This window comes from Desulfitobacterium sp. LBE, assembly GCF_007830365.1.
Taxonomy (GTDB): Bacteria; Bacillota; Desulfitobacteriia; order Desulfitobacteriales; family Desulfitobacteriaceae; genus Desulfitobacterium; species Desulfitobacterium hafniense.
In genome coordinates this window covers 2,930,597-2,949,717 of sequence record NZ_VLKD01000001.1, presented here as the reverse complement: position 1 = coordinate 2,949,717, position 19,121 = coordinate 2,930,597, and the positions used below count along the sequence as shown (strand labels likewise).

The window sequence follows — 19,121 nt, the reverse complement described above, 5'->3', positions numbered from 1 at the left end:
AAAAAAGTAAGGTTAAACGGGGAAATGTAAGCCAAAGCCATGGCGGATATTTCCCTGTTTTGCGTAAACTAGAGTCAGGACATGTTTACTTGCAGCCAAATCATGGGGGAAAGATGAGCGTGTCTCAGCCTTGGATTTGCAGATAACGGAGGAGAAGAAATTAATGACGATTTTAGAAGTTAATCAGTTAGAAAAAGTATATACCACCCGCTTTGGGAGCCAGAAGATTCAGGCTTTGGCCAGTGTGTCCTTCAGCGTGGAAAAGGGAGAGTACGTAGCCATTATGGGGGAGTCGGGTTCCGGCAAAACCACTCTGCTTAATATTCTGGCTGCTCTGGATAAGCCTACCGGGGGCACGGTCCTTCTCGACGGGCACAATCTGAGCAAGATCAGAGAGTCTGACATTGCCGCCTTCCGCCGGGATAATTTAGGCTTTGTGTTTCAGGATTTTAATCTGCTGGACACCTTTTCTCTTGAGGATAATATCTTCCTGCCTCTGGTCCTGGCCGGCAAATCCTACCCGGAAATGAAAGCACGGCTCACCCCCATTGCCAGGAAGCTGGGGATTGTGGAGCTGCTTGCCAAATATCCCTATGAGGTATCGGGGGGACAGAAGCAGAGAGCGGCGGTAGCCCGGGCCCTGATTACCAATCCCCGGCTGATCCTGGCGGACGAGCCTACCGGAGCTCTGGATTCCAAAGCCACGGATGAACTGCTCCGCCTGTTTGGGGAGATCAACCGGGAGGGGCAGACCCTTTTGATGGTGACCCACTCAGTCAAGGCGGCCAGTCATGCCGGCCGGGTGCTGTTCATTAAAGATGGGGAGGTATTTCACCAGATTTACCGGGGGAACAGCAGCAATGAGGCGTTGTATCAGAAGATATCCGATACCCTTACCCTGCTGGCGACAGGGGGGGACAGACCATGACAGGGGGACTTTATCTCAGACTGGCCCTGACCGCCATGGCCAAAAACCGCAAGCTTTACCTGCCTTATATACTGACCTGCATGGGTATGGTCATGATGTTTTACATCATCTCTTTTCTAGCGGTCAATCCTGCCGTGGGCGCCATGCCCGGCGGGGGTTCCCTGCAGGCGATCCTGACTTTGGGCCGGGGGGTCATGGGAGTATTTTCCTTGATCTTCCTGTTTTATACCAACTCCTTTTTGATTCGGAAACGGAAAAAAGAATTTGGCCTTTATAATATTCTCGGCATGGGCAAATGGAACCTGGCCCGGATTCTTACCTGGGAGAGCATTGTGATCGGGACTGTTTCGGTGGCCGGGGGCCTGTTCTGCGGCGTCCTCTTTGCCAAGGTTGCCGAGCTGTCCCTGGCTCATGTGCTCAAGAGCACCATCCAATCCGGATTTTCCGTGGACTGGCCATCCCTTTTAGAGGCCGCCCTCCTCTTTGCCGCTATTTTTCTGCTGATTCTGCTCAATGGGCTGCGGCAGATTCATGTCTCCAAGCCCGTGGAGCTGCTGCGCAGCGACACCGTGGGGGAAAAGCCGCCCCAGGCCAATTGGGCCCTGGCTTTGCCGGGAGTGCTCATTCTGGCCGGAGCCTATTATCTGGCCCTCAGCATTCAGCAGCCCCTGGCGGCCATGCTCTGGTTCTTTGTGGCGGTGGTGATGGTGATCATAGGGACTTACCTGCTGTTTATTGCCGGTTCCGTGGTCTTCTGCCGGCTTTTGCAGAAGAACAAAAGGTACTATTACAAGACGAGTCATTTTGTTTCCGTTTCCTCCATGGTTTATCGTATGAAACGCAACGGGGCCGGGCTGGCTTCCATCTGCATCCTCTCCACCATGGTGCTGGTGATGCTGTCCTCGACGGTCTGCCTGTATATAGGGGCGGAGGACAGTCTGCGCTCCCGGTATCCCCGGCAGGTGGAGGTGGAGATCCACTCCATCGATCCGGCTTATACCGCTGCCCTGACCGGGGCTGTGGACAAAGCTCTGGAAAAGAGGGGCCTCCAGCCGGAAAACAGTCTTAGTTACCGCTATCTGGGGGTGACCGGATATCTGGAAGGGGAGCAGGTGAGCTTTAAGCGCGAACAGGGTCAGACCTTGCGGAATGAGGATTCGGCCAACCTCCGGCAGTTGTTGATCATTCCCCTGGAGGATTATAACCGGCTGACAGGGGCCGGGGAAACTCTGGGTCAAAACGAGATCCTCCTGTACTCCAGCAAGGGGGATTATGCTTATGACAGACTTGAGGTGGCCGGGGCCGGCACCTTGAAGATCAAGAAGACTGTGTCGAAATTTGTAGATAACGGTATGGATGGTATGCAGGTCGTTCCTTCTTTCTTTATCGTTGTCCCGGAACTGGCCCCCATGGAGGCTGTTTTTGAGAAGCAGAAGGAGATCTACGGAGACAGGGCTTCCAGCCTGTATCATTATTACGGGTTCGATCTGAACCTTGCCGAGGAAGTGCAGATTGCCCTGAGAGAGGATATTGGGGAGTCGGTCAGCCGGATGCAGCTGGAAGATCCTCAGTTTCCCGCCGCCAGTATCCATTCTGTTGCCCAGGAGCGGGCCGATTTCTATGCTCTGTATGGAGGATTGCTTTTCCTCGGGGTTTTGCTGGGGATCGTCTTTATCCTGGGAGCAGTGCTGATTATGTACTATAAGCAGATCAGTGAAGGCTATGAGGATCAGGCCCGCTTTGACATCATGCAGAAAGTAGGCATGACAAGAAGGGAAATCCGCAAGAGCATCAATTCCCAGGTGCTGACGGTGTTCTTTCTTCCTCTGGCTGCCGCGGGCGTTCATATAACCTTTGCCTTTCCCATGATTTCCAAGCTGATGGCGCTGTTCAGTCTGACCAATATAAGTCTGCTCGCTGCCGTCACGGTAGGCTGCTATCTGGTATTCACCTTGTTTTATGTGCTGGTGTATGTGTTTACCTCCCGGGCTTATTACAGTATTGTCAGCGGCGGGGTGGAGCATTAGGACACATGCCCTGATGCGCTCTCCCTGCTTGGAGACCCCACCCTTGGACGTTATCAGAGCTTGCCTGGAGAAGAAGAGCGTATCGCCCAATGTTCAGAACCTAATGAACATTGGCGTACGCTCTTTATTTTAAGCAAAAATTATCAAGAACGAATCGCCGTTTGAGTATATAATGATGACAGATTCTTGGAAAGGAGAAAGTATATGGATTATCGTGCCAAGGTGTATGATTCCCTTGACTATATTGAAGAAAATCTGGATGACAGGATTGACCTTGAGGACCTTGCCCAAAAAGCCTACCTGTCGAAATATTACTATCACAGGCTTTTTCACAAAGTAACAGGCGAATCCGTCACCAGATATATAACCAGGAGGCGGATGGCGAAGGCTGCCGAGGAGCTTGTTGAAACTGAGCAGCCCATCATTGATATCGCCCTGAAATATCAGTATGCTTCTCAGGAATCCTTTACAAGAGCCTTTATGAGGATTTATGGACTGGCACCCGGGAAATACCGGAGAATGTACACGATCAGCTCCTTCACTAAAATGATGAATAGGGCTGCCTAAACAGCTCCTGGAGGTTAATATGAGCCAGCTTGTACCTATGGTAATCGAACAAACATCCCGCGGGGAACGCTCCTGCGATATTTTTTCCAGACTGCTGAATGATCGCGTCGTCATGCTTAATGGCATAGTAACCAATGAATCAGCAAGCTTGATTATCGCCCAAATGCTTTTTCTGGAATCCGCCGACTGTGATAAGGATATCCATTTCTATATTAACAGCCCCGGTGGGTCCGTAACGGACGGATTGGCCATTATGGATACGATGAACTATATCAAATGCGATGTTTCCACCATCAGCATAGGCCAATCGGGGAGTGCCGCCTCCCTGCTCCTGGCAGCAGGGGCGAAAGGCAAACGCTTTGCCTTGGCAAACAGTGAAGTGCTGATTCATCAGCCGTCAATATCCGGCGGGCTCCAGGGACAAACCACCGATATTAAAATCCATAGTGACTGGCTGACCAAAACCAAGGAGAAGCTGAATGAGACCTATAGCAGGCTTACAGGCCAGCCCCTGGAAAAAATCCAGAAGGATATGGAGAGAGATTATTATATGACGGCCGGGCAGGCCCAGGACTATGGATTGATTGACAAAATCCTGTGATATTCGCGGATTAAAACGAGTACTCTGTAACACTTAAAATTTGCATTGCCCGGAAATATGAAGAATTAGGTGTTGCGGAGTACTAAATAGCTTATCTATAGGGAGTCAGGATTTGTTCGTCCCGGATTGAACATGCATTCAATCCGGGACGAACTGTTTAGGCCACCGTTTTTTTGTTTTAAGGGCCTCGGCAAGTTACTCCTTGACAGGTGTGTGAACCGCTCATATAATGAGAACGGCTTTAATCCCTGTGCCGGGTACGGCCACTGGGTATGACAAAAGATAGGAACATAAGATCATGAATATAAGAAAGACACCTTTAATACTATCCCTTATGCTGGCCATGTTTTTAGCGGCGGTTGAGGGAACGATTGTTACCATGGCTACCCCTACGATCGCCAGGGATTTGCAGGGATTTGAATTTATCAGCCTGGTTTTTTCGGTATATTTATTAACATCGGCCTTATCGACCCCGGCTTATGGCAAGCTTGCCGATCTGTACGGCAGGAAAAATATCCTCTCCATCGGCATTATCATATTTTTGGCGGGCAGCTTTTTATGCGGATTAGCCCAGAGTATGGTTATGCTGATTGTCTTTCGCGCCATTCAGGGACTGGGAGCGGGCGCTATATTTACGGTTTCCTTTACCATCATCGGCGATGTTTTTTCACTGGCGGAAAGAGCAAAGATACAGGGTGCCTTAAGCACGGTATGGGGGATCGCCAGTCTTGTCGGCCCGTTTTTCGGCGGATTTTTAATCGACGTGCTTTCCTGGCACTGGATCTTTTTTATCAATATTCCCTTTGGGCTGCTGTCGGTCATTCTGCTGCAAAGTTCCTTGAAAGAAACCTTTGCCAAGAAGAAACCCAGCATTGATTATGCCGGAACCTTGACTTTATCCTTAGCCATCGTGGTCTTCTTAAGCATCTTTTTATTCGATCGGAGCACTTCTCCCTATCCCTCTTTATGGGTAGCCGGGCTGCTCCTGTTGACGTTCTTCCTGCTCTATGCATTTTATAAGATCGAGAAAAAAGCGGCGGAACCCATCATTCCTTTTGCCATCTTTACCAGAACGACGATCCTTGTCAATCTGATTTCTTTCCTGATCTATGCCGTGCTCATGGGCGTCAATGTTTATCTGCCGATTTACCTGCAAAATATTTTGGGATACCGTCCCACAGCCGCCGGTTTAGCCATGCTGCCCATGTCGGTGTCCTGGCTGATCGTCTCCTTTATCCTGGGCAGGCTTTTGGTCAGGTATGGAGGGAAGAATGTTATTCTGGCCTCCAATGCTGTACTGCTGCTCAGTACCCTGCTGTTGTTCACACTAGGAATAGATACTCCCCTGCCCATCATTCTCGTCTATGGCTTTATTATGGGGATCGGTTTCGGCGGAGCCAGTGCGGCCCTGACCATCATCGTTCAGGATTCGGCGGAGTACAGCCAAAGGGGAGCTGCGGTGGGAACCAATTCCTTGCTCAGAACCCTGGGCCAGACCATCGGCATCAGTGTGTTCGGGACTATTTTTAACCTGTATATTACTAAATATTTCACCCGGCAAGGCATAGAAGGGATCAATCCGGGCAACCTTTATCAGCCGGACCTATCCCATGCCGCCCTTGCGGCGGAGCAAATAACCCTTTCCTTAAACAGTTCCATGCATGTCCTGTTTGCCGCCTTTATTATCATTACCCTGCTGTCCATGATCTTAGCAATGACTATGCCTGGAATGAAAAAAGAAAAACAAGCCTGAGCTGATTTTCACTGGTTGGGCGTATATTTGGGCAGGAAGTCAGAAAGACAGATACCACGTTTTCCGGCGTGGCATCTGTCTTTTGCTGTACAAGGGTGCAAGTTAATCATGAGCTGCAGCCAAGTTCTAAAAGTCTAATATTTAAATCTGGCGATCTCATTTTGCAGATTTTGAGCGAGTTCGGATAAGGATTGGCTGGAAGAGGCGATCTCCTCCATGGAGGCCAGTTGTTCCTCAGTGGCAGCGGAGACGGTCTGAGTTTCGGATGCCGTAGTAGTGCTGATTTGATCGATGCTTTGCACAGAGCTGAAGATTTGCCGGCCGTCGGAATCCATGGCCTGAAGACCTGTGGCGATCTCCTGCAATTGGCCCGAGACCTGGGTTACCAGGTGGGCGATCTCCCGGAAGGACTGGCCTGCGGCATCCACCGCCTCCGTCCCTGCTTTGACTTCCCGGGTTCCGTGATTCATGGCCGCAACGGCTTGTTCAGTATCGGTCTGGATTTCACCGATCAGGAGGGCGATTTGCCGGGCCGCTTCCTGGGACTGCTCGGCAAGCTTGCGAACTTCATCGGCCACTACGGCAAAGCCCCGGCCTTGCTCTCCGGCCCGGGCCGCTTCGATAGCGGCGTTGAGGGCCAGAAGGTTGGTCTGGGCCGCAATTCCGGAAATGGTGTCCACAATCTCCCCGATTTCCTGAGACCGTCTGCCCAGCTTGGCGACCACATCGGCGGAGGAATTGACCGTGCCCTCGATTTGAGTCATCTGGGCCACCGCCTTTTCCACAGTGGTGATGCCTTGATTGGCTTGGTCATTGGCATGGCTGGACTGGAAGGTCACCTGATTGGCTTTGGCGGCGATTTCCTGCATGTTCAGGGACATTTGCCCGACCACGGCAGCCGTCTCATTGGCAGCCGCCAATTGCTGTTCGGCTCCTAAGGCGATCTGGGAAATGGAGGCGGCCACTTGCCCTGCCGCCTGGGCGGATTGCTCCGAGCTGGCCGTAAGCTCCTGACTGGAGGCCGCTACCTGTTCCGCGGAGGTGGAGATTCCTTTGATCAAGGGGCGGAGGTTATTCTGCATGGCGACTAAGGCCTGGTACAACAGGCCAATCTCATCCGCTCTACCGGCGCCGCTCTGCCGCTGTTTATCCCGGAAATCTCCGGCAGCAAAATCATTGCAGACTTCGACCATGGTCCCCAGGGGTTTGGTTAGGGAAGAAGCGATGATATAGCCGCTTCCTGCCAGCAAGAAGAGAGCGGCGGCAACGATCGCCCCCATAAACCACAAAGTATGTTTAAAGCTTGCTTCATAGTCCAGGCTGGCCTGGTGGGAAAGGCTGGAGTAGTATTCTCCCAGAGCCCGCATATCTTCCACTAACTGGTCTGACAGATGGCCACCGGAGGTTTCATAGAGGTTATAGGCCTTATCATTGAGATTGGCTTGGGCAAAAGCGAGGATCTGATTTTTAGTCTGGTCGTATTGTTTATGGGAGGTTTTAATCTTCAGAAACAACTCCTGGCTTTGCGGATCCAGGCTCAGGTCTTCCAGTTGGCTGAGCTTATCCTCAATTCCCTGCTCTTTTTCCTGAATAGAGTCCAGAAGGGTTTGATTTTTGGCCCGATCGACGGTCAGCATCAATTCCAGAAGAAAGCCGTTCAGGGCCCGGATATCGGAACGGGTATCGTAGGCGATCTTTACCGGGATTAAGCGGTCTTCATACATTGTTTGCAAATTATCATTGGCAATTTTCAGATCGTAGTATCCTGTAAACCCGACGGAACCTAAGGAAAAGAAGGCAATGATGACAAGAATCCCCAACTTGTAAACAGTTTTTATATTTTCCACCCATTTCATCTGCTTGTCCCCCCTATATTTTTTTCTGCTAAAAATCCTAGTGATGCGCAATATTCGACAAATACCAACAAAATCCTTCGTTTGCAGTAGAAAGGGAGCAAATTAATCACATGACTTGCCAATGGGACGTAATATGATAACATTCAGCCAATAGGTTTTTTCACTATGCGAAAAGGCTGTCGCAGCAATGACATAGAATGAGAAAGCTGGATAGCCCCCAAGGGCATGGCGTGTAATTTTGTAGCTTTAAAATATAGTAAAAAGGCGCATTTATGATAATTTGAAATAACTGAACCTCATATAATCCGGACTGGCTGGGTGGCATGAAATTTGCATTATTACATAGAATGACAAATTTTTTATAATGATGATGAGGAGGGAATTAAACAATGTGTTTTAGACCACCCAGCGCTCAAAAGCCAGTAAAATGCCCCCAATGTGGTGCCCTTAATCCCCCGATAAGCAAGAAATGCATCAAATGCAAAGCAGAGTTAGCGAAAGAGAAAGAGTCAGAGTCAAAGACAGAGAATAAGGACTAAAAACAAGAATAGACAAGGTGATTTTTTTCTCCTTGTCTATTCTTATTGATTCGTTACTTGAATTAAGTTTTGTGCTCTTTAAACACTTTAAGCAGCTGGCATAGTTTCCTTTGCCTTGGCAGCTCTTCTGAGTTTTGTGCTGAAGGGAACCGCGATGATCAGCAGGACGACGGCGAGCAGAAGGGCGCCGAGATAGGCTGTATAGGCGGGGGCCCCCTCACCGGCAGCTATAGAGATGATTTGCAGAAAAGGGCTGGTGAGAAAGGTTCCGACGTTCATACAAATTATGGAGGCGCTCATGGCAGCGGCTACAGAAGCCTGGGGCACCGTAATGCTTAACATCATAGCAACCCCCGTGCTGCACATGTTCGTAGCCAGTCCGCAGCACACGGCGCCTAAAAATAACAAGGGAATGGAAGCGGAAGTGCCGCCAAGATAGAGCAGGGCATAGCTGACGACGACAAGGGCTGAAGCAAACAAGAGGATATACTGCTTAACCAGGCGGTACAATGGGCCAAAGAAGAGGGCGATCACAATGCAGGCGATGCTGAAGGCGGTCATCATGGTGCTGGCAAGGATGGGTGTACCGTGGATTTCCGCTACGACGTAACTGATGTAAGAAGAGAAGACCCCAAAGATCAACTGAGCCAGTATGAAAAAGCCCATAATTCCGAAAGCCTCCTTGGGGATGCGTATCTTTTCTTTTTTTCCTTCCGCTTCATTTACTGGTTCTTTCATAAAAATGGCTACTAAAACAAAGGAAATACTGCCGAGGAGATAAAAGGCGAAGGTATAACGCCAGTTAAATGCCCCAAGGATACCTCCGGCCATAATGCCGAGGATCAGTCCGACATTGAAGAGCGCCATGCCGATGCCGAGGATATCGGCACGCTTGGCCTCGTCGTCATACAATTTGGCAATATAGGACTGGCAGATGGGAAGCCAGCAGCCCAGACCCAGGCCAAAAGCAACCCGGGTAAACATCAGCGCGCCGAAAGACATGGAAAAGAAGAAAGGCATTCCCCCGAAGATCACGTAGATCGCAATGGCAATGAGGGACAGCCCTCTGAATGAAATCCTGCGCCCCAGAACGACACCGGTAATCAGCGCTCCGGCCATCTGGGCCAGGCTGACCGAGGTGAGCAGATAGGTAATACCGGCCATGGAGATATGGGGATAAGACTCAGAGATTTTGCTGAGAATACTTGAGATTATGAAAAAGTCAGGGATAAAAATGAACATTGACATGATGGCCACAATAGGTCCTAATTTTTTGTTTGGTTGAGAGTTCATAGAGTAATCCTCCTTCGTAAATAGTGAGCATCCTCACATGCATCTTATATGATCTAGTTACATATCAGACTTTCATGCAGCTTATCATACATCCGCGCCGCTCAGGCGCTCCAGGGCTGGCGTACTTGTTTCCGCAGCAGCTCCGCCTCAAAGCTGCGACAATCGATGCTTAAAAATATAACATATAGTCGAATCTGGGATTATACAATGTGATTCGTATGAAAAAATGTTAAAATAAGATATTGAGCAAGAATTCCCATTCACAAATGACAACATTTATAATAACTAAATCAGTAGCTTGACGTCAAATTGCTTTGGGAGGGAAATTTATGCAATCGAAGTCGTTTAACCTAAAAAAATTCGATGACGTACTGAACCAAATGATCGTTCCCAATCTTCAGCAAGCTCCCCTGTGGGATGTGGACAACCGACCTATGACCAAAGACCGTTGGGAGACCACCGTTCGCTGTAAGAAGTCCCTGCTGGACGGGGACCTCGATGCCGTAATGACCTCTGAATATCCGCGCGCCGAGATTAAAAAGGTTTGGATCGAATCCTATAAGCTGGGCTTACGGCCGTCAGATAAAACCCATGATCCGGAGGAGGATATGCTGAGAAACGAAAATCTCATGCCCTTTGCCCAGATTGTCTTTCCGACGATCCATGACCTCGGAGATTTCAATAAGATCCCCATCTTTATGAACATTCACGACCGGCAGGGTACGTTCTTTTTTCAAAAAACAGAAAGCGGTATCGAGTCTTATTTTGTTCAGGAGTTTCTTTTTAGCAATGAACCCAGAGAAATCCGCAAGAGCGGACTGACTTCCCATCTGCTCTGTAAACGCTCCATGTGTCCGGCAGTACTGCTGGGACCGGAGCATTATCTGGAGAGCGACCTCAATATCAACAGTGCTTCCGCACCGATTTTTGACGTGAGCGGCAATCTCGATGCCATCATTACCCTGGCTTACCGGGAAACGGGAATTCCCTGGGAAAAAGATACCGCGGAGAAAGTGTCCACCATCCTGACTCAAGTGCTGTTGTTGGCACACCGGATTCAGACCAGTATCCGCCCCCCTGCCGAGAGAGACATCCCTGTTGGCCGGGAAGAAATCCCTTGCCCCGACCTGATCAACGATCCCCCCATTATTGTCGTCGACCCGGCAGGAACGATCATCGGCATTAATCCGGCAGGCCGCCGCTTTTTTCCCACCCTGCCGACCGATGGTCAAGCCGGCAATATTAGAAGGTATCTTCCTGCCAATTCCAAACTCCTTCCCCTTATCCAAACCCAGGCACAAACGATCATTACCGAAGTGATTTGTTCCCCGCCGGCCACCGGCCTTTATTCTGTTCAGATCAGGCCTTTTGAAGCGGCAGGCAGATCCTGTTCGATCCTGCTTTTTTCCAATGCCAAAGAGTCCGGCCAAGCTACGGCTCCGGGCAAATGCTCACCGGCTGCCGACTGTTTCAACAGTTTGATTGGCGAGAGTCATGCTTTCCGCAACGCCATTGATCAGGCTGTGTGTTTCGCCAACTCAAATGGAAATATCCTGCTGACCGGGGAAAGCGGTACCGGCAAAGAATTGTTTGCCAAAGCCATTCACAACTGTCAGGATAAAAAAGGGCCGTTTGTGGCCATCAACTGTGCGGCAATCCCTCGTGAGCTGATCAGCAGTGAACTGTTTGGTTATGCTTCCGGTTCTTTTACCGGCGGGGACAGGAAAGGGCGGAAGGGAAAAATCGAAATGGCTGATGGGGGTACGTTATTTTTGGATGAAATCGGCGATATGCCCTATGAACTTCAAGCTGTCTTATTGCGTGTTCTCCAGGACAAGCAGGTAACGCGGATCGGCGATCACGTCTCCCATCAAATTGAATTCAATTTGATCACGGCCACCAACCGTAACCTTAAGGATTTGATGGAGAGCGGTCAGTTTCGCCCCGACCTCTTCTACAGAATCTCCATGTTCCCCATCAACATCCCGCCGTTACGGGACCGAAAGGGGGATATCAAGCTGCTTGTCTCCTATTTCATGAACAGCTGCGGGCAAAACAATCCGGAGTCTCTGTCCATCTCCAATGAAGCGCTCCAGATCCTGGAGGAATACGATTGGCCAGGCAATGTACGGCAACTGGAGAATGTAATCCTGTATATGATGACGATAGCCAAAAGCCGGAATTGCAAGGTTCTCCTGCCGGAACATATCCCGAATATTGTCATCCAGTCATCTCCACCGTCCCTTGCGCCGGGAGAAGCTCCAGATACTGAAAAGGCGGATGCTTATGGCACGATTCATCATGTGGAAAAAGTCATGCTGGAAAAAATGCTGAAAGAATTTAATCATGATATTCCGTTAGTGGCTGAAATATTAGGGGTAAGCAAATCAACAGTCTACCGCAAGATTAAAAGATATAATCTGGCCTAAGGATAGGAGCGGCCTCAGCGGTTCTCGATCTTAATCTTAGCGTGTTCTACTAAGGTTTGGGAATTTTCGCTTATTTCCTCAAGGGCAGCTGTAATCTCTTGGGTAGATGCCGCCTGATTTCCGGCAATACCACCGATTTGATCAACTTCCCAGATGATGCTTTCTATGGAATCTTTCATTTGGGTAAGTATTTCTGTAACCATTTTTGCCGAATCTTTACTTTGCCTGGCAAGGGTCCGCATCTCCTCAGCCACAACGGCGAAGCCCTTCCCTTGTTCTCCGGCACGTGCGGCTTCAATGGCGGCGTTTAACCCCAACAGGTTGGAATGGGCGGATACATCGGCAATGGCACGGATGACTTGATTGACTTCTTTAATTTTTACCGCAGAGTCATTGGCCGATTGGACCACGCTGTTAATTTTAGACGAAAGTATCTGGGAGCCTGAGGCGATCTCCTGCAGGCCGGCGTTCACTTCCTGGAGGCTGGCGGCCAGGCTCTCTGATGCTTCCTCCAGATTGGCCTCTTTTTCCATACTCCGCCCAATCGATACACAGCCGATGATTTCCCCCCGGCTATTATGAATGGGGGCCGTCATAGCTAAGAAAGGAACACCAAATGCTTCTTTGGGGCGTAATTCCGTATTGGATTCTCCGGTCCTCACACACCGGCCGAGATCATCGTCCGCAGGCAATTCAAGGCCGACCAGTTGCATGTTGGAAGCATTCAGTTTGTATCCGGGATAAAAATAAAGAATATGAGTTTTATCGGTTATTAGTACCATCAGGTCTTCTTTGATCAGTTCTTTCAGTCGTGATAATATTGCGGCATAACCTGCCAATAATTCTTCATCACTTTGCACAGCTAGGTTCATCATGATTCGCCCCTTTTTAGATATATCGGAAAAGACAACCTTTCCGACGTTAAATTGTGAATGGCTTACCAAGAATAGTGTGATGGCATACACTTCAATTGTTTAAATCAGAGTAAACAGATCAACGAACCGGCCGATATGATTCAGCAGTCTGCCGGTTCGTCGTTTTACAGCAAAAGCCTGCCCCTATTTCTAACAATACCAAACGTTTAGTGACATCTTAAAACGTTCTATCCATTGCGCTCTTTGCTCCGGGTCCTTCTCCCAGGAATCATCAGCCTGCAGCATGGCAAATAACTCGGTTATGCTATACTTTTCTTCAGCCACGGATACCTCATCCCTTCTTATTTTTTTCCATATTCGTTGGCGAATTCATAAACGGCTGTAATATTCTCCGGGTTGGCATCATTGGCACTGAGAAGCGGCCTGTCCTGCATGAAGATAAATCCGCCGCCCGGGGCAAAAGTATCGTAGCACTTTTTGACATAATCGATGCACTGCTGCTTCGTTCCGTATTTTAAGAGGCTGGCGCTTATACCCGTGGCCAGTGTGCACCAATCACCAACCAGTTTGTGGACCTCGAAAGGATCATCTTCCTCCAGCATAATAATCATGCTGCCCTTGGGTGTTTGCCGGTACCTTTCGATCGTATTGAGAAACTTGCCTTCACCTTTGAGGAAAAACTTCACGCCTGCCTGCATATAAGGTTCGCATACTTCCAAAAAGGGCTTCATGAAAAATTCATCGAATTGCTTTCCGCTCAGGAAACATTCCACATGATACCCTGTCAGTCCGACCTTAAGTCCCGGCATCTTGGCCAGGTCTTCGGGCTTCAGGGGAATTGCCGCCTTATCTGCTGCCAGTAGTTGAGCACAGGCCGCTCTGACCTTATCCGGTCGCCTGCGTAAGTCGATCAGAGTGTTTTTCATTCCTCTGACTTTGTCAAAAAGAAGTTTTAAAGGAGAGTTGAAAACGATGGGAGCATTGACTAAGGTATAGACGGCTCTTTCGGCTAATCCCTGCAAAATCAATTCATTGGTAAGGTCAAAATGCCGGAATTCCAGCATGCTTTGCCGAAGCGCCCCATAGGCAGCTTCCTTGCGCCCTTGATCAAGCTTCGGCAGCTTCCTTTTCAGTAAGATCTCATTAATAAAATAATAAGGATCTTTGCTGAATTCATCATATTCGTCATCTTCCATGTAGACATCGGCTGTCTGGTTGTGTGCCACTGTCGTCTGATCATTGGCCAAGAAAAAAGAATTCGAACCCAGGGCCTGAAAAGCTTTATAGGGGTTGGGCAAAGAGGCCATTCCCCAGGTGTAGTCAAGGTGAATATCATCTAAAAACTGCAGATATTTTTCCGCAGTGAGCTGAGGATCGTGAGCAACCTCTTTATACGTTACGCCGGCGTAGGAAAAGGGCCAGTAAGTAAATTCCATGCCCACCGGCACTTTTTTGGGTTCTCTGAAATTTGTTGCATCCCAGAGATTTTGTTGGGTTTCCTGAACCAAGGATAGCGAAGCCAAGCGAAATCCTCCCTTCATTGTGCGAATCCCCCCGTCCGTTATTATCCTAACAGATTTCAGACAGAATTCATCTCTTGTTTTTGAGCTTTGGCCAGTTTAGCGTCCCGTGTGCTGGTAATGAAGACGATAACCGTAAAGATAAGCGCCACCACGAGCCCGAAGATGAAAATCGTATTAATGGGCGCGTCTTGACCGACAATACTGAAGAAGAGCTGGCCGACCGGCGAAGCCAGGAAGCTGCCGAAGTTTTGAAAGGCGAAGAACAGCCCCATTGCCGCGGCAATCGCCGAGGCCGGAACGGTCAGGGACAAGCTCATGGGGATGCCGGCCGTGAACATGACGCTGGCAAAACCGGAGAGAAAGAAGCCGATGCCGAAAACAAACAAGAGCGAGGTGGAAACAGAGGAACTAGCCCCATAGATAATGATAAAACTGAGGGAAACCATGATCATGGCCACAAAAAGAATATAGTTTTTAAAGAAACGATAGCAGAAGCCATAAGCAATACCCCCTAAGATCGCCCCAACAGTGAAGCAGGTGACGATCGTCCCGATGACGGCGCTGGAATAGCCCATATCCGTGAGAATAAAGGCGATATAGTTCCAGCAGAACTGAGTCAGAAGCATCACGACGAGGAGGAGAAAGAGGTAATAAAAGGCTGTCTTGGGGATCTTGATTTTTTCCTTTTTGGTTTCTTGGACGAATTCAGGTTCCTTGTAGAAGATGACGAAGAAAACCAGGGGGATGATGCCGAAAAGATAAAAGACATAGGTGGTTTGCCAGCTGATCAGGCAGAGAATCCCGGCGATAATATTGCCGATGGTGGCACCGAGACTGAAGAAGACATCTTTAGCCCCCATCATGAAAGCCCGGGTGTTTTCCTTGTCAAACAGGTAGGCAATGGTGGAATTGACGATAGGAGAGAAAGCGCCAAGCCCCAGGCCAAACAGGCAGCGGCTGGCCAGCAGGGCTCCGAAGGACAGGCCTTCTCCCATCAGGAAAGGGAAGCCGCCGGCCACGGTAAACAAAAGCAGGGAGATGATGCCGGCCGTCTTGTATTTCAATTTGCGGCCGATCAGGACCCCGGCGCCGATGGAGGCGACGACTTGGGCCACATTCACAACGGCAGTAACATAGGTAAGAGCAGAGGCGGAAACATCAGGATAGGATTCGGCCATGGCGGCGAAAGTTGTCGCCACAATCCCATGGGTTGGGATAAAAAAGTTCATGAACATGATGGCAAATACGATGCCATAGCGAGTGACGCGATTCATTTCATTCATGATTTTTTACTCCTTCTATTCTTAAGTTTTTGGGGAGTCGATCTCACAGGGCTCCCGGCTTCTTCAGGGGGAAATCCCCCAGATTCAGGCTTTCATTTAATCTAATTCCGGTCTTCTCTACAGGGGCATAACCCTCGGCTTCAATACTTAGGAAATACATGCCCGCCTCCAGCTTCCTGAACCAAAAATCCCCGAAATCATCAGTTTCAGTCGTCAGAGTTTCACCGCCGGGGAAGGTCAGGCTGACCGTGGCACCCTCAATAATTTCGTTGGCTTGCGGGTCCCATACTTCGCCGGCCAGGAAGAGTTTCGGCAGGTTCAGATAATAGACGCGGGGACGGCAGCCGCTTGCCGGCAGCATGGTCTCTGCCCTGGCAATCTCCTGGGCAAACTCTTCCTCCTCCCCGAAGCGCAGACCCCCGGTGGCGCACAGGTCCACACAGTGGGGAAGCTTCCCGGCATCCACCAGGTGGGCGCAGCCGGTACACTTCTGGGCGATAGCTAACTCTTCATTCCAGAAGATGGCCTGATAGGGGCAGGCCTCGACAATTTCCTTCCTGCCTTTAACCTTTTCCGGATCAAGAATGACCAGACCGTCTTCCCGTTTATAGCCCGCTTCCGGTACCGCTTCCAGGCAGGCCGGCTTGTCGCAGTGCATACAGGGCCAGGGGGTGTATTCCACCGTCACTTTGGGCACCTGCCCGTGGTCTTTTTCTTTGACCCGCATCCAGAACTGACCCGTATTGGGCTGGGGCAGGGCATAGGGCGGCCAGGCATTGCCCACATGTTCGTCTTTGCAGGCAATCTGGCAGCCGTAGCAGCCATTGCATCGTTCCATGTCCACGATAAATACTTTCATAATCAGGCCTCCTTATTCTGCCAGCCAGGCGTCGACAATCACACCGGTTTCAGGATCATACTTGCGGGAAAAGGCCTCCGGGTAGCGTTGGGCCAATTCGAAGACATCCACCTTTTCGATCCCGACCAAATAACCGCTGGTGACTTCCCCGGCACAATTTTTAGAAGTGATCTTTTTCGGGGCGATGAGATTGTTGGAACCGCCCCGGTCGCTTTCTCCCAGCACAATGGGGTCGATTCTGGCGCCGTGGTCCTGGAGAACGACCTGGGGTCTGATGCGCTCCGTGACGTAAGCCCCCCCAAGAACCCAGCCTCCCTCGTTGAAAAGCTTAACGATGTCGCCTGATTTGATGTTAAGTTTTTGCGCGTCCACGGGGTTGATCCAGACCGGCTCATAGGCATAACCGTCGGGACCTTTGACTTTGCAGGTCTTGATCTCCCGGAACCAGGCGCAGTCGTCCATTTGGGAATGCAGCCGCCAGTGTGGGTGGTTGGACACCAGGAGGAATGGATAGCTTTCAGACCTGGGTGTGCTTAAACGTTCATCCGGATGGGTCTCGCCTTTTTCGATCCACTTGGGATAGGGTCCCCGCTCCGTATCCTCAGGGAAGGATTCAGCCAGACGCTGGGAATAGTATTCCAGCTTGCCGCTGGGTGTGGTAAGGGGAAAATTCTCCGGATCGCTGTAGAAAGCATAAAAGCCGGCCACATCCTCTTCCCAGTCTTCCGCTGCCGGAACCACGTAGCACTTCTGTTCCTTAAACTCCTCAAAGCTGATGTAATCCTGGACACCCGAGTTCATAAAGCCTTTTTTGACTTTATCCGCGATGGATTCACCGCCGGTCAGTTCCTGGAGCACTCCCAACTTTTCGGCCACGGCCATGGCGCACTCATAATCGCTTTTGGATTCACCCAAAGGGGGGATGGATTGTTCTTCGATGAGCAGCATGTTGTAATTGCCGGAAGTGATGTCGCAGTTGATATCATACTCCTCAAACTTCGTATTGACCGGGAGAATAATATCGGCCAGCAGACAATCGTCTTCCATCCAAATATGCTGGGCCACCACACATTCGATGTGCTCGCTGTGGAGGGCGTCCATAAATTTAAAGCCGCCGTTCCAGGAAGAAGTCCATTTGGGGGAGTCGGTCCAGACCATGTGGATGCGTTCGCAGCCCGGAGCCGGGTACTCAATTTTTCGGAATTGATCTTCTACCGGAACCCCCGCACAGGTGCAGCCGTACCAGGTCAGGGGATTCTCCCGGGAATAATCGCCGGCCAGGGCTTCCGGGACCAGTGTTTCCGTAACTAAGGATTCCCGGGTATCGGCGGCATAGGGGAAGAGGATGGAAACCAAATCCGGAATGAATTGGGCCCGGGGGGCGGGCATCTGGGAATCCAGGCTGAAAAGCTGGTATTCCATCATCTTCAGCTGGTTGCGCCCCGGTTTGCCCAGAGCCTGCATGCCCAGCAGGGCCACCTCCAGCCGCGCCGGTTCATGGGAATAAGTGGAACGGATAAATGAGCCGCCGTTGCAGTGGGCGATGGAGGTATTTTGTTTGGCCCAGGAGCGGGCTAGGGCTTTGATGGTCCGGGCCGGAACGCCACACACGGTTTCCGCCCATTCCGGCGTTTTCTCTATGCCATCGTCCCGCCCCATGACCTGATTGACAAAGGTCTCAAAGCCAACGGCGTGGGTGGCGATATACTCCTGATCATAAAGGTCCTCTTTAATCCAGGTGTGGGCGATAGCCAATTGTAAGGCCGAGTCAGTGTTGGGCAGAACCGGAATCCACTTGTTGCCGTGCACCGCGCAGCCGTAGTTTACGTCCGGGCAGATGTATATCTGGCGCACCCCGATATCCCGCAGGAAGAAGCAGTAACGGCTGGGAAAGTGCCCGCCCCAGCCCCAGGGGGTAGTCACCACATCGCAGCCCCAGAACAGGACCATATCCGAATTTCGGGCTACATCCAGAAACAGATTGTTCTGATTGCCCTGCCCAACGGGATCCTGACCCCAGATATGCTTGGCACCCCAATACCAGCCTTCCCAGCTGTCCGGGTTGCGGGCCTGCAGGGTATAACCGCCTAAAATATCCAGCAGGGCGCCTTGGGTTCCGCGGGGGCCATGGATGGTCTTGACCGCATGATGCCCGTCGGATTGGACGAAGATCGAATTCATCCCGTATTTTTCTTTGATGCGCAGCACTTCCCGGGCGATGATATCGGTGGCTTCATCCCAGGAAATCCGCACGTATTTGGATTTGCCGCGGTTTTGGATGTTTCTTTCCCCGTTGGGATCAAAATCCACCCGCTTCAGCGGGTATAAAATACGGTTGGGCGAATAGACCCGCTGTTTATAGGCCAGGGCAAAGGGGGAAATTTCGGATTTCTCTTTCGCGCGGAATTCCTTGCCGCGGGCCTTGATGGTCCAGGCGTTGAGCCCTTCCTTGGGGGCATGGTCCGTATAACGGAAAGGACGTGTGCGCAGAATTTTTCCGTCTTTCACATCGATTTCCGCCGGGTCGGAAGCGGTACAAGGTCCACAGAAACCGAGGGTCTTGATGGTTGTTTTGATGTCCGACATAA

Annotated in this window: 13 protein-coding genes; 6 read left to right on the top strand and 7 right to left on the bottom strand. The window is 50.5% G+C overall.

Features of this window, described 5'->3' with window-relative positions; all coding sequences use genetic code 11:
- Nucleotides 1-163 precede the first annotated feature (163 nt).
- From DESLBE_RS14000 to DESLBE_RS13980, 5 genes are all read left to right on the top strand, one after another.
- Nucleotides 164-928 carry an ABC transporter ATP-binding protein gene (locus DESLBE_RS14000; RefSeq protein ID WP_018307120.1) on the top strand — a complete coding sequence of 255 codons (765 nt, stop codon included), beginning with the start codon at nt 164-166 and terminating at the stop codon, nt 926-928.
- On the top strand, nt 925-2,955 hold the full coding sequence (locus DESLBE_RS13995) for an FtsX-like permease family protein (RefSeq protein WP_144677361.1): 2,031 nt from the start codon (nt 925-927) through the stop codon (nt 2,953-2,955). The genes DESLBE_RS14000 and DESLBE_RS13995 overlap by 4 nt, the downstream gene beginning before the upstream one ends.
- A gap of 204 nt (nt 2,956-3,159) precedes the next feature.
- Nucleotides 3,160-3,522 carry a helix-turn-helix transcriptional regulator gene (locus DESLBE_RS13990; RefSeq protein ID WP_005809950.1) on the top strand — a complete coding sequence of 121 codons (363 nt, stop codon included), beginning with the start codon at nt 3,160-3,162 and terminating at the stop codon, nt 3,520-3,522.
- A 19-nt stretch (nt 3,523-3,541) separates the two neighbouring features.
- Entirely contained in the window at nt 3,542-4,123 is a 582-nt protein-coding gene (locus DESLBE_RS13985; protein WP_018307117.1) for an ATP-dependent Clp protease proteolytic subunit, read from the top strand.
- Between the two features lie 298 nt (nt 4,124-4,421).
- The gene (locus DESLBE_RS13980; protein WP_144677359.1) at nt 4,422-5,876 is read left to right on the top strand and encodes an MDR family MFS transporter; all 1,455 of its coding nucleotides are present in this window, start codon (nt 4,422-4,424) and stop codon (nt 5,874-5,876) included.
- 134 nt (nt 5,877-6,010) lie between these two features.
- Here DESLBE_RS13980 and DESLBE_RS13975 read toward each other — a convergent pair whose 3' ends face one another.
- Together DESLBE_RS13975 and DESLBE_RS13970 are read right to left on the bottom strand one after the other, a co-directional pair.
- On the bottom strand, nt 6,011-7,732 hold the full coding sequence (locus DESLBE_RS13975) for a methyl-accepting chemotaxis protein (protein ID WP_018307115.1): 1,722 nt from the start codon (nt 7,730-7,732) through the stop codon (nt 6,011-6,013).
- A gap of 626 nt (nt 7,733-8,358) precedes the next feature.
- Complete coding sequence (locus DESLBE_RS13970) at nt 8,359-9,564, bottom strand: MFS transporter (RefSeq protein WP_005809937.1); 1,206 nt, start codon at nt 9,562-9,564, stop codon at nt 8,359-8,361.
- A gap of 329 nt (nt 9,565-9,893) precedes the next feature.
- Here DESLBE_RS13970 and DESLBE_RS13965 point away from each other — a divergent pair, with 329 nt between their 5' ends.
- Nucleotides 9,894-11,993, top strand: coding sequence for a sigma 54-interacting transcriptional regulator (locus DESLBE_RS13965; protein ID WP_005809935.1), 2,100 nt, complete (start codon nt 9,894-9,896; stop codon nt 11,991-11,993).
- A gap of 14 nt (nt 11,994-12,007) precedes the next feature.
- Here the strand turns inward: DESLBE_RS13965 and DESLBE_RS13960 are convergent, their stop codons facing one another.
- The 5 genes from DESLBE_RS13960 to DESLBE_RS13940 all read right to left on the bottom strand — a co-directional run bounded on the left by DESLBE_RS13960 (nt 12,008) and on the right by DESLBE_RS13940 (nt 19,119).
- The gene (locus tag DESLBE_RS13960; protein WP_018307114.1) at nt 12,008-12,868 is read right to left on the bottom strand and encodes a methyl-accepting chemotaxis protein; all 861 of its coding nucleotides are present in this window, start codon (nt 12,866-12,868) and stop codon (nt 12,008-12,010) included.
- Nucleotides 12,869-13,209: 341 nt separating this feature from the next.
- Entirely contained in the window at nt 13,210-14,409 is a 1,200-nt protein-coding gene (locus tag DESLBE_RS13955) for a hypothetical protein (RefSeq protein ID WP_005809930.1), read from the bottom strand.
- 38 nt (nt 14,410-14,447) lie between these two features.
- Entirely contained in the window at nt 14,448-15,674 is a 1,227-nt protein-coding gene (locus DESLBE_RS13950; protein WP_005809928.1) for an MFS transporter, read from the bottom strand.
- A 43-nt stretch (nt 15,675-15,717) separates the two neighbouring features.
- A complete protein-coding gene (locus DESLBE_RS13945) occupies nt 15,718-16,533 on the bottom strand; it encodes a 4Fe-4S dicluster domain-containing protein (protein WP_018307113.1) in 816 nt (271 codons plus the stop codon).
- Nucleotides 16,534-16,545: 12 nt separating this feature from the next.
- Complete coding sequence (locus DESLBE_RS13940; protein ID WP_018307112.1) at nt 16,546-19,119, bottom strand: molybdopterin-dependent oxidoreductase; 2,574 nt, start codon at nt 19,117-19,119, stop codon at nt 16,546-16,548.
- Between the last annotated feature and the right edge of the window lie 2 nt (nt 19,120-19,121).

Coding starts and splice junctions, on each gene's coding strand:
- DESLBE_RS14000 (WP_018307120.1), top strand. CDS start 164: ATGACGATTTTAGAAGTTAATCAGTTAGAAAAAGTATATACCACCCGC.
- DESLBE_RS13995 (WP_144677361.1), top strand. CDS start 925: ATGACAGGGGGACTTTATCTCAGACTGGCCCTGACCGCCATGGCCAAA.
- DESLBE_RS13990 (WP_005809950.1), top strand. CDS start 3,160: ATGGATTATCGTGCCAAGGTGTATGATTCCCTTGACTATATTGAAGAA.
- DESLBE_RS13985 (WP_018307117.1), top strand. CDS start 3,542: ATGAGCCAGCTTGTACCTATGGTAATCGAACAAACATCCCGCGGGGAA.
- DESLBE_RS13980 (WP_144677359.1), top strand. CDS start 4,422: ATGAATATAAGAAAGACACCTTTAATACTATCCCTTATGCTGGCCATG.
- DESLBE_RS13975 (WP_018307115.1), bottom strand. CDS start 7,732: ATGAAATGGGTGGAAAATATAAAAACTGTTTACAAGTTGGGGATTCTT.
- DESLBE_RS13970 (WP_005809937.1), bottom strand. CDS start 9,564: ATGAACTCTCAACCAAACAAAAAATTAGGACCTATTGTGGCCATCATG.
- DESLBE_RS13965 (WP_005809935.1), top strand. CDS start 9,894: ATGCAATCGAAGTCGTTTAACCTAAAAAAATTCGATGACGTACTGAAC.
- DESLBE_RS13960 (WP_018307114.1), bottom strand. CDS start 12,868: ATGATGAACCTAGCTGTGCAAAGTGATGAAGAATTATTGGCAGGTTAT.
- DESLBE_RS13955 (WP_005809930.1), bottom strand. CDS start 14,409: ATGAAGGGAGGATTTCGCTTGGCTTCGCTATCCTTGGTTCAGGAAACC.
- DESLBE_RS13950 (WP_005809928.1), bottom strand. CDS start 15,674: ATGAATGAAATGAATCGCGTCACTCGCTATGGCATCGTATTTGCCATC.
- DESLBE_RS13945 (WP_018307113.1), bottom strand. CDS start 16,533: ATGAAAGTATTTATCGTGGACATGGAACGATGCAATGGCTGCTACGGC.
- DESLBE_RS13940 (WP_018307112.1), bottom strand. CDS start 19,119: ATGTCGGACATCAAAACAACCATCAAGACCCTCGGTTTCTGTGGACCT.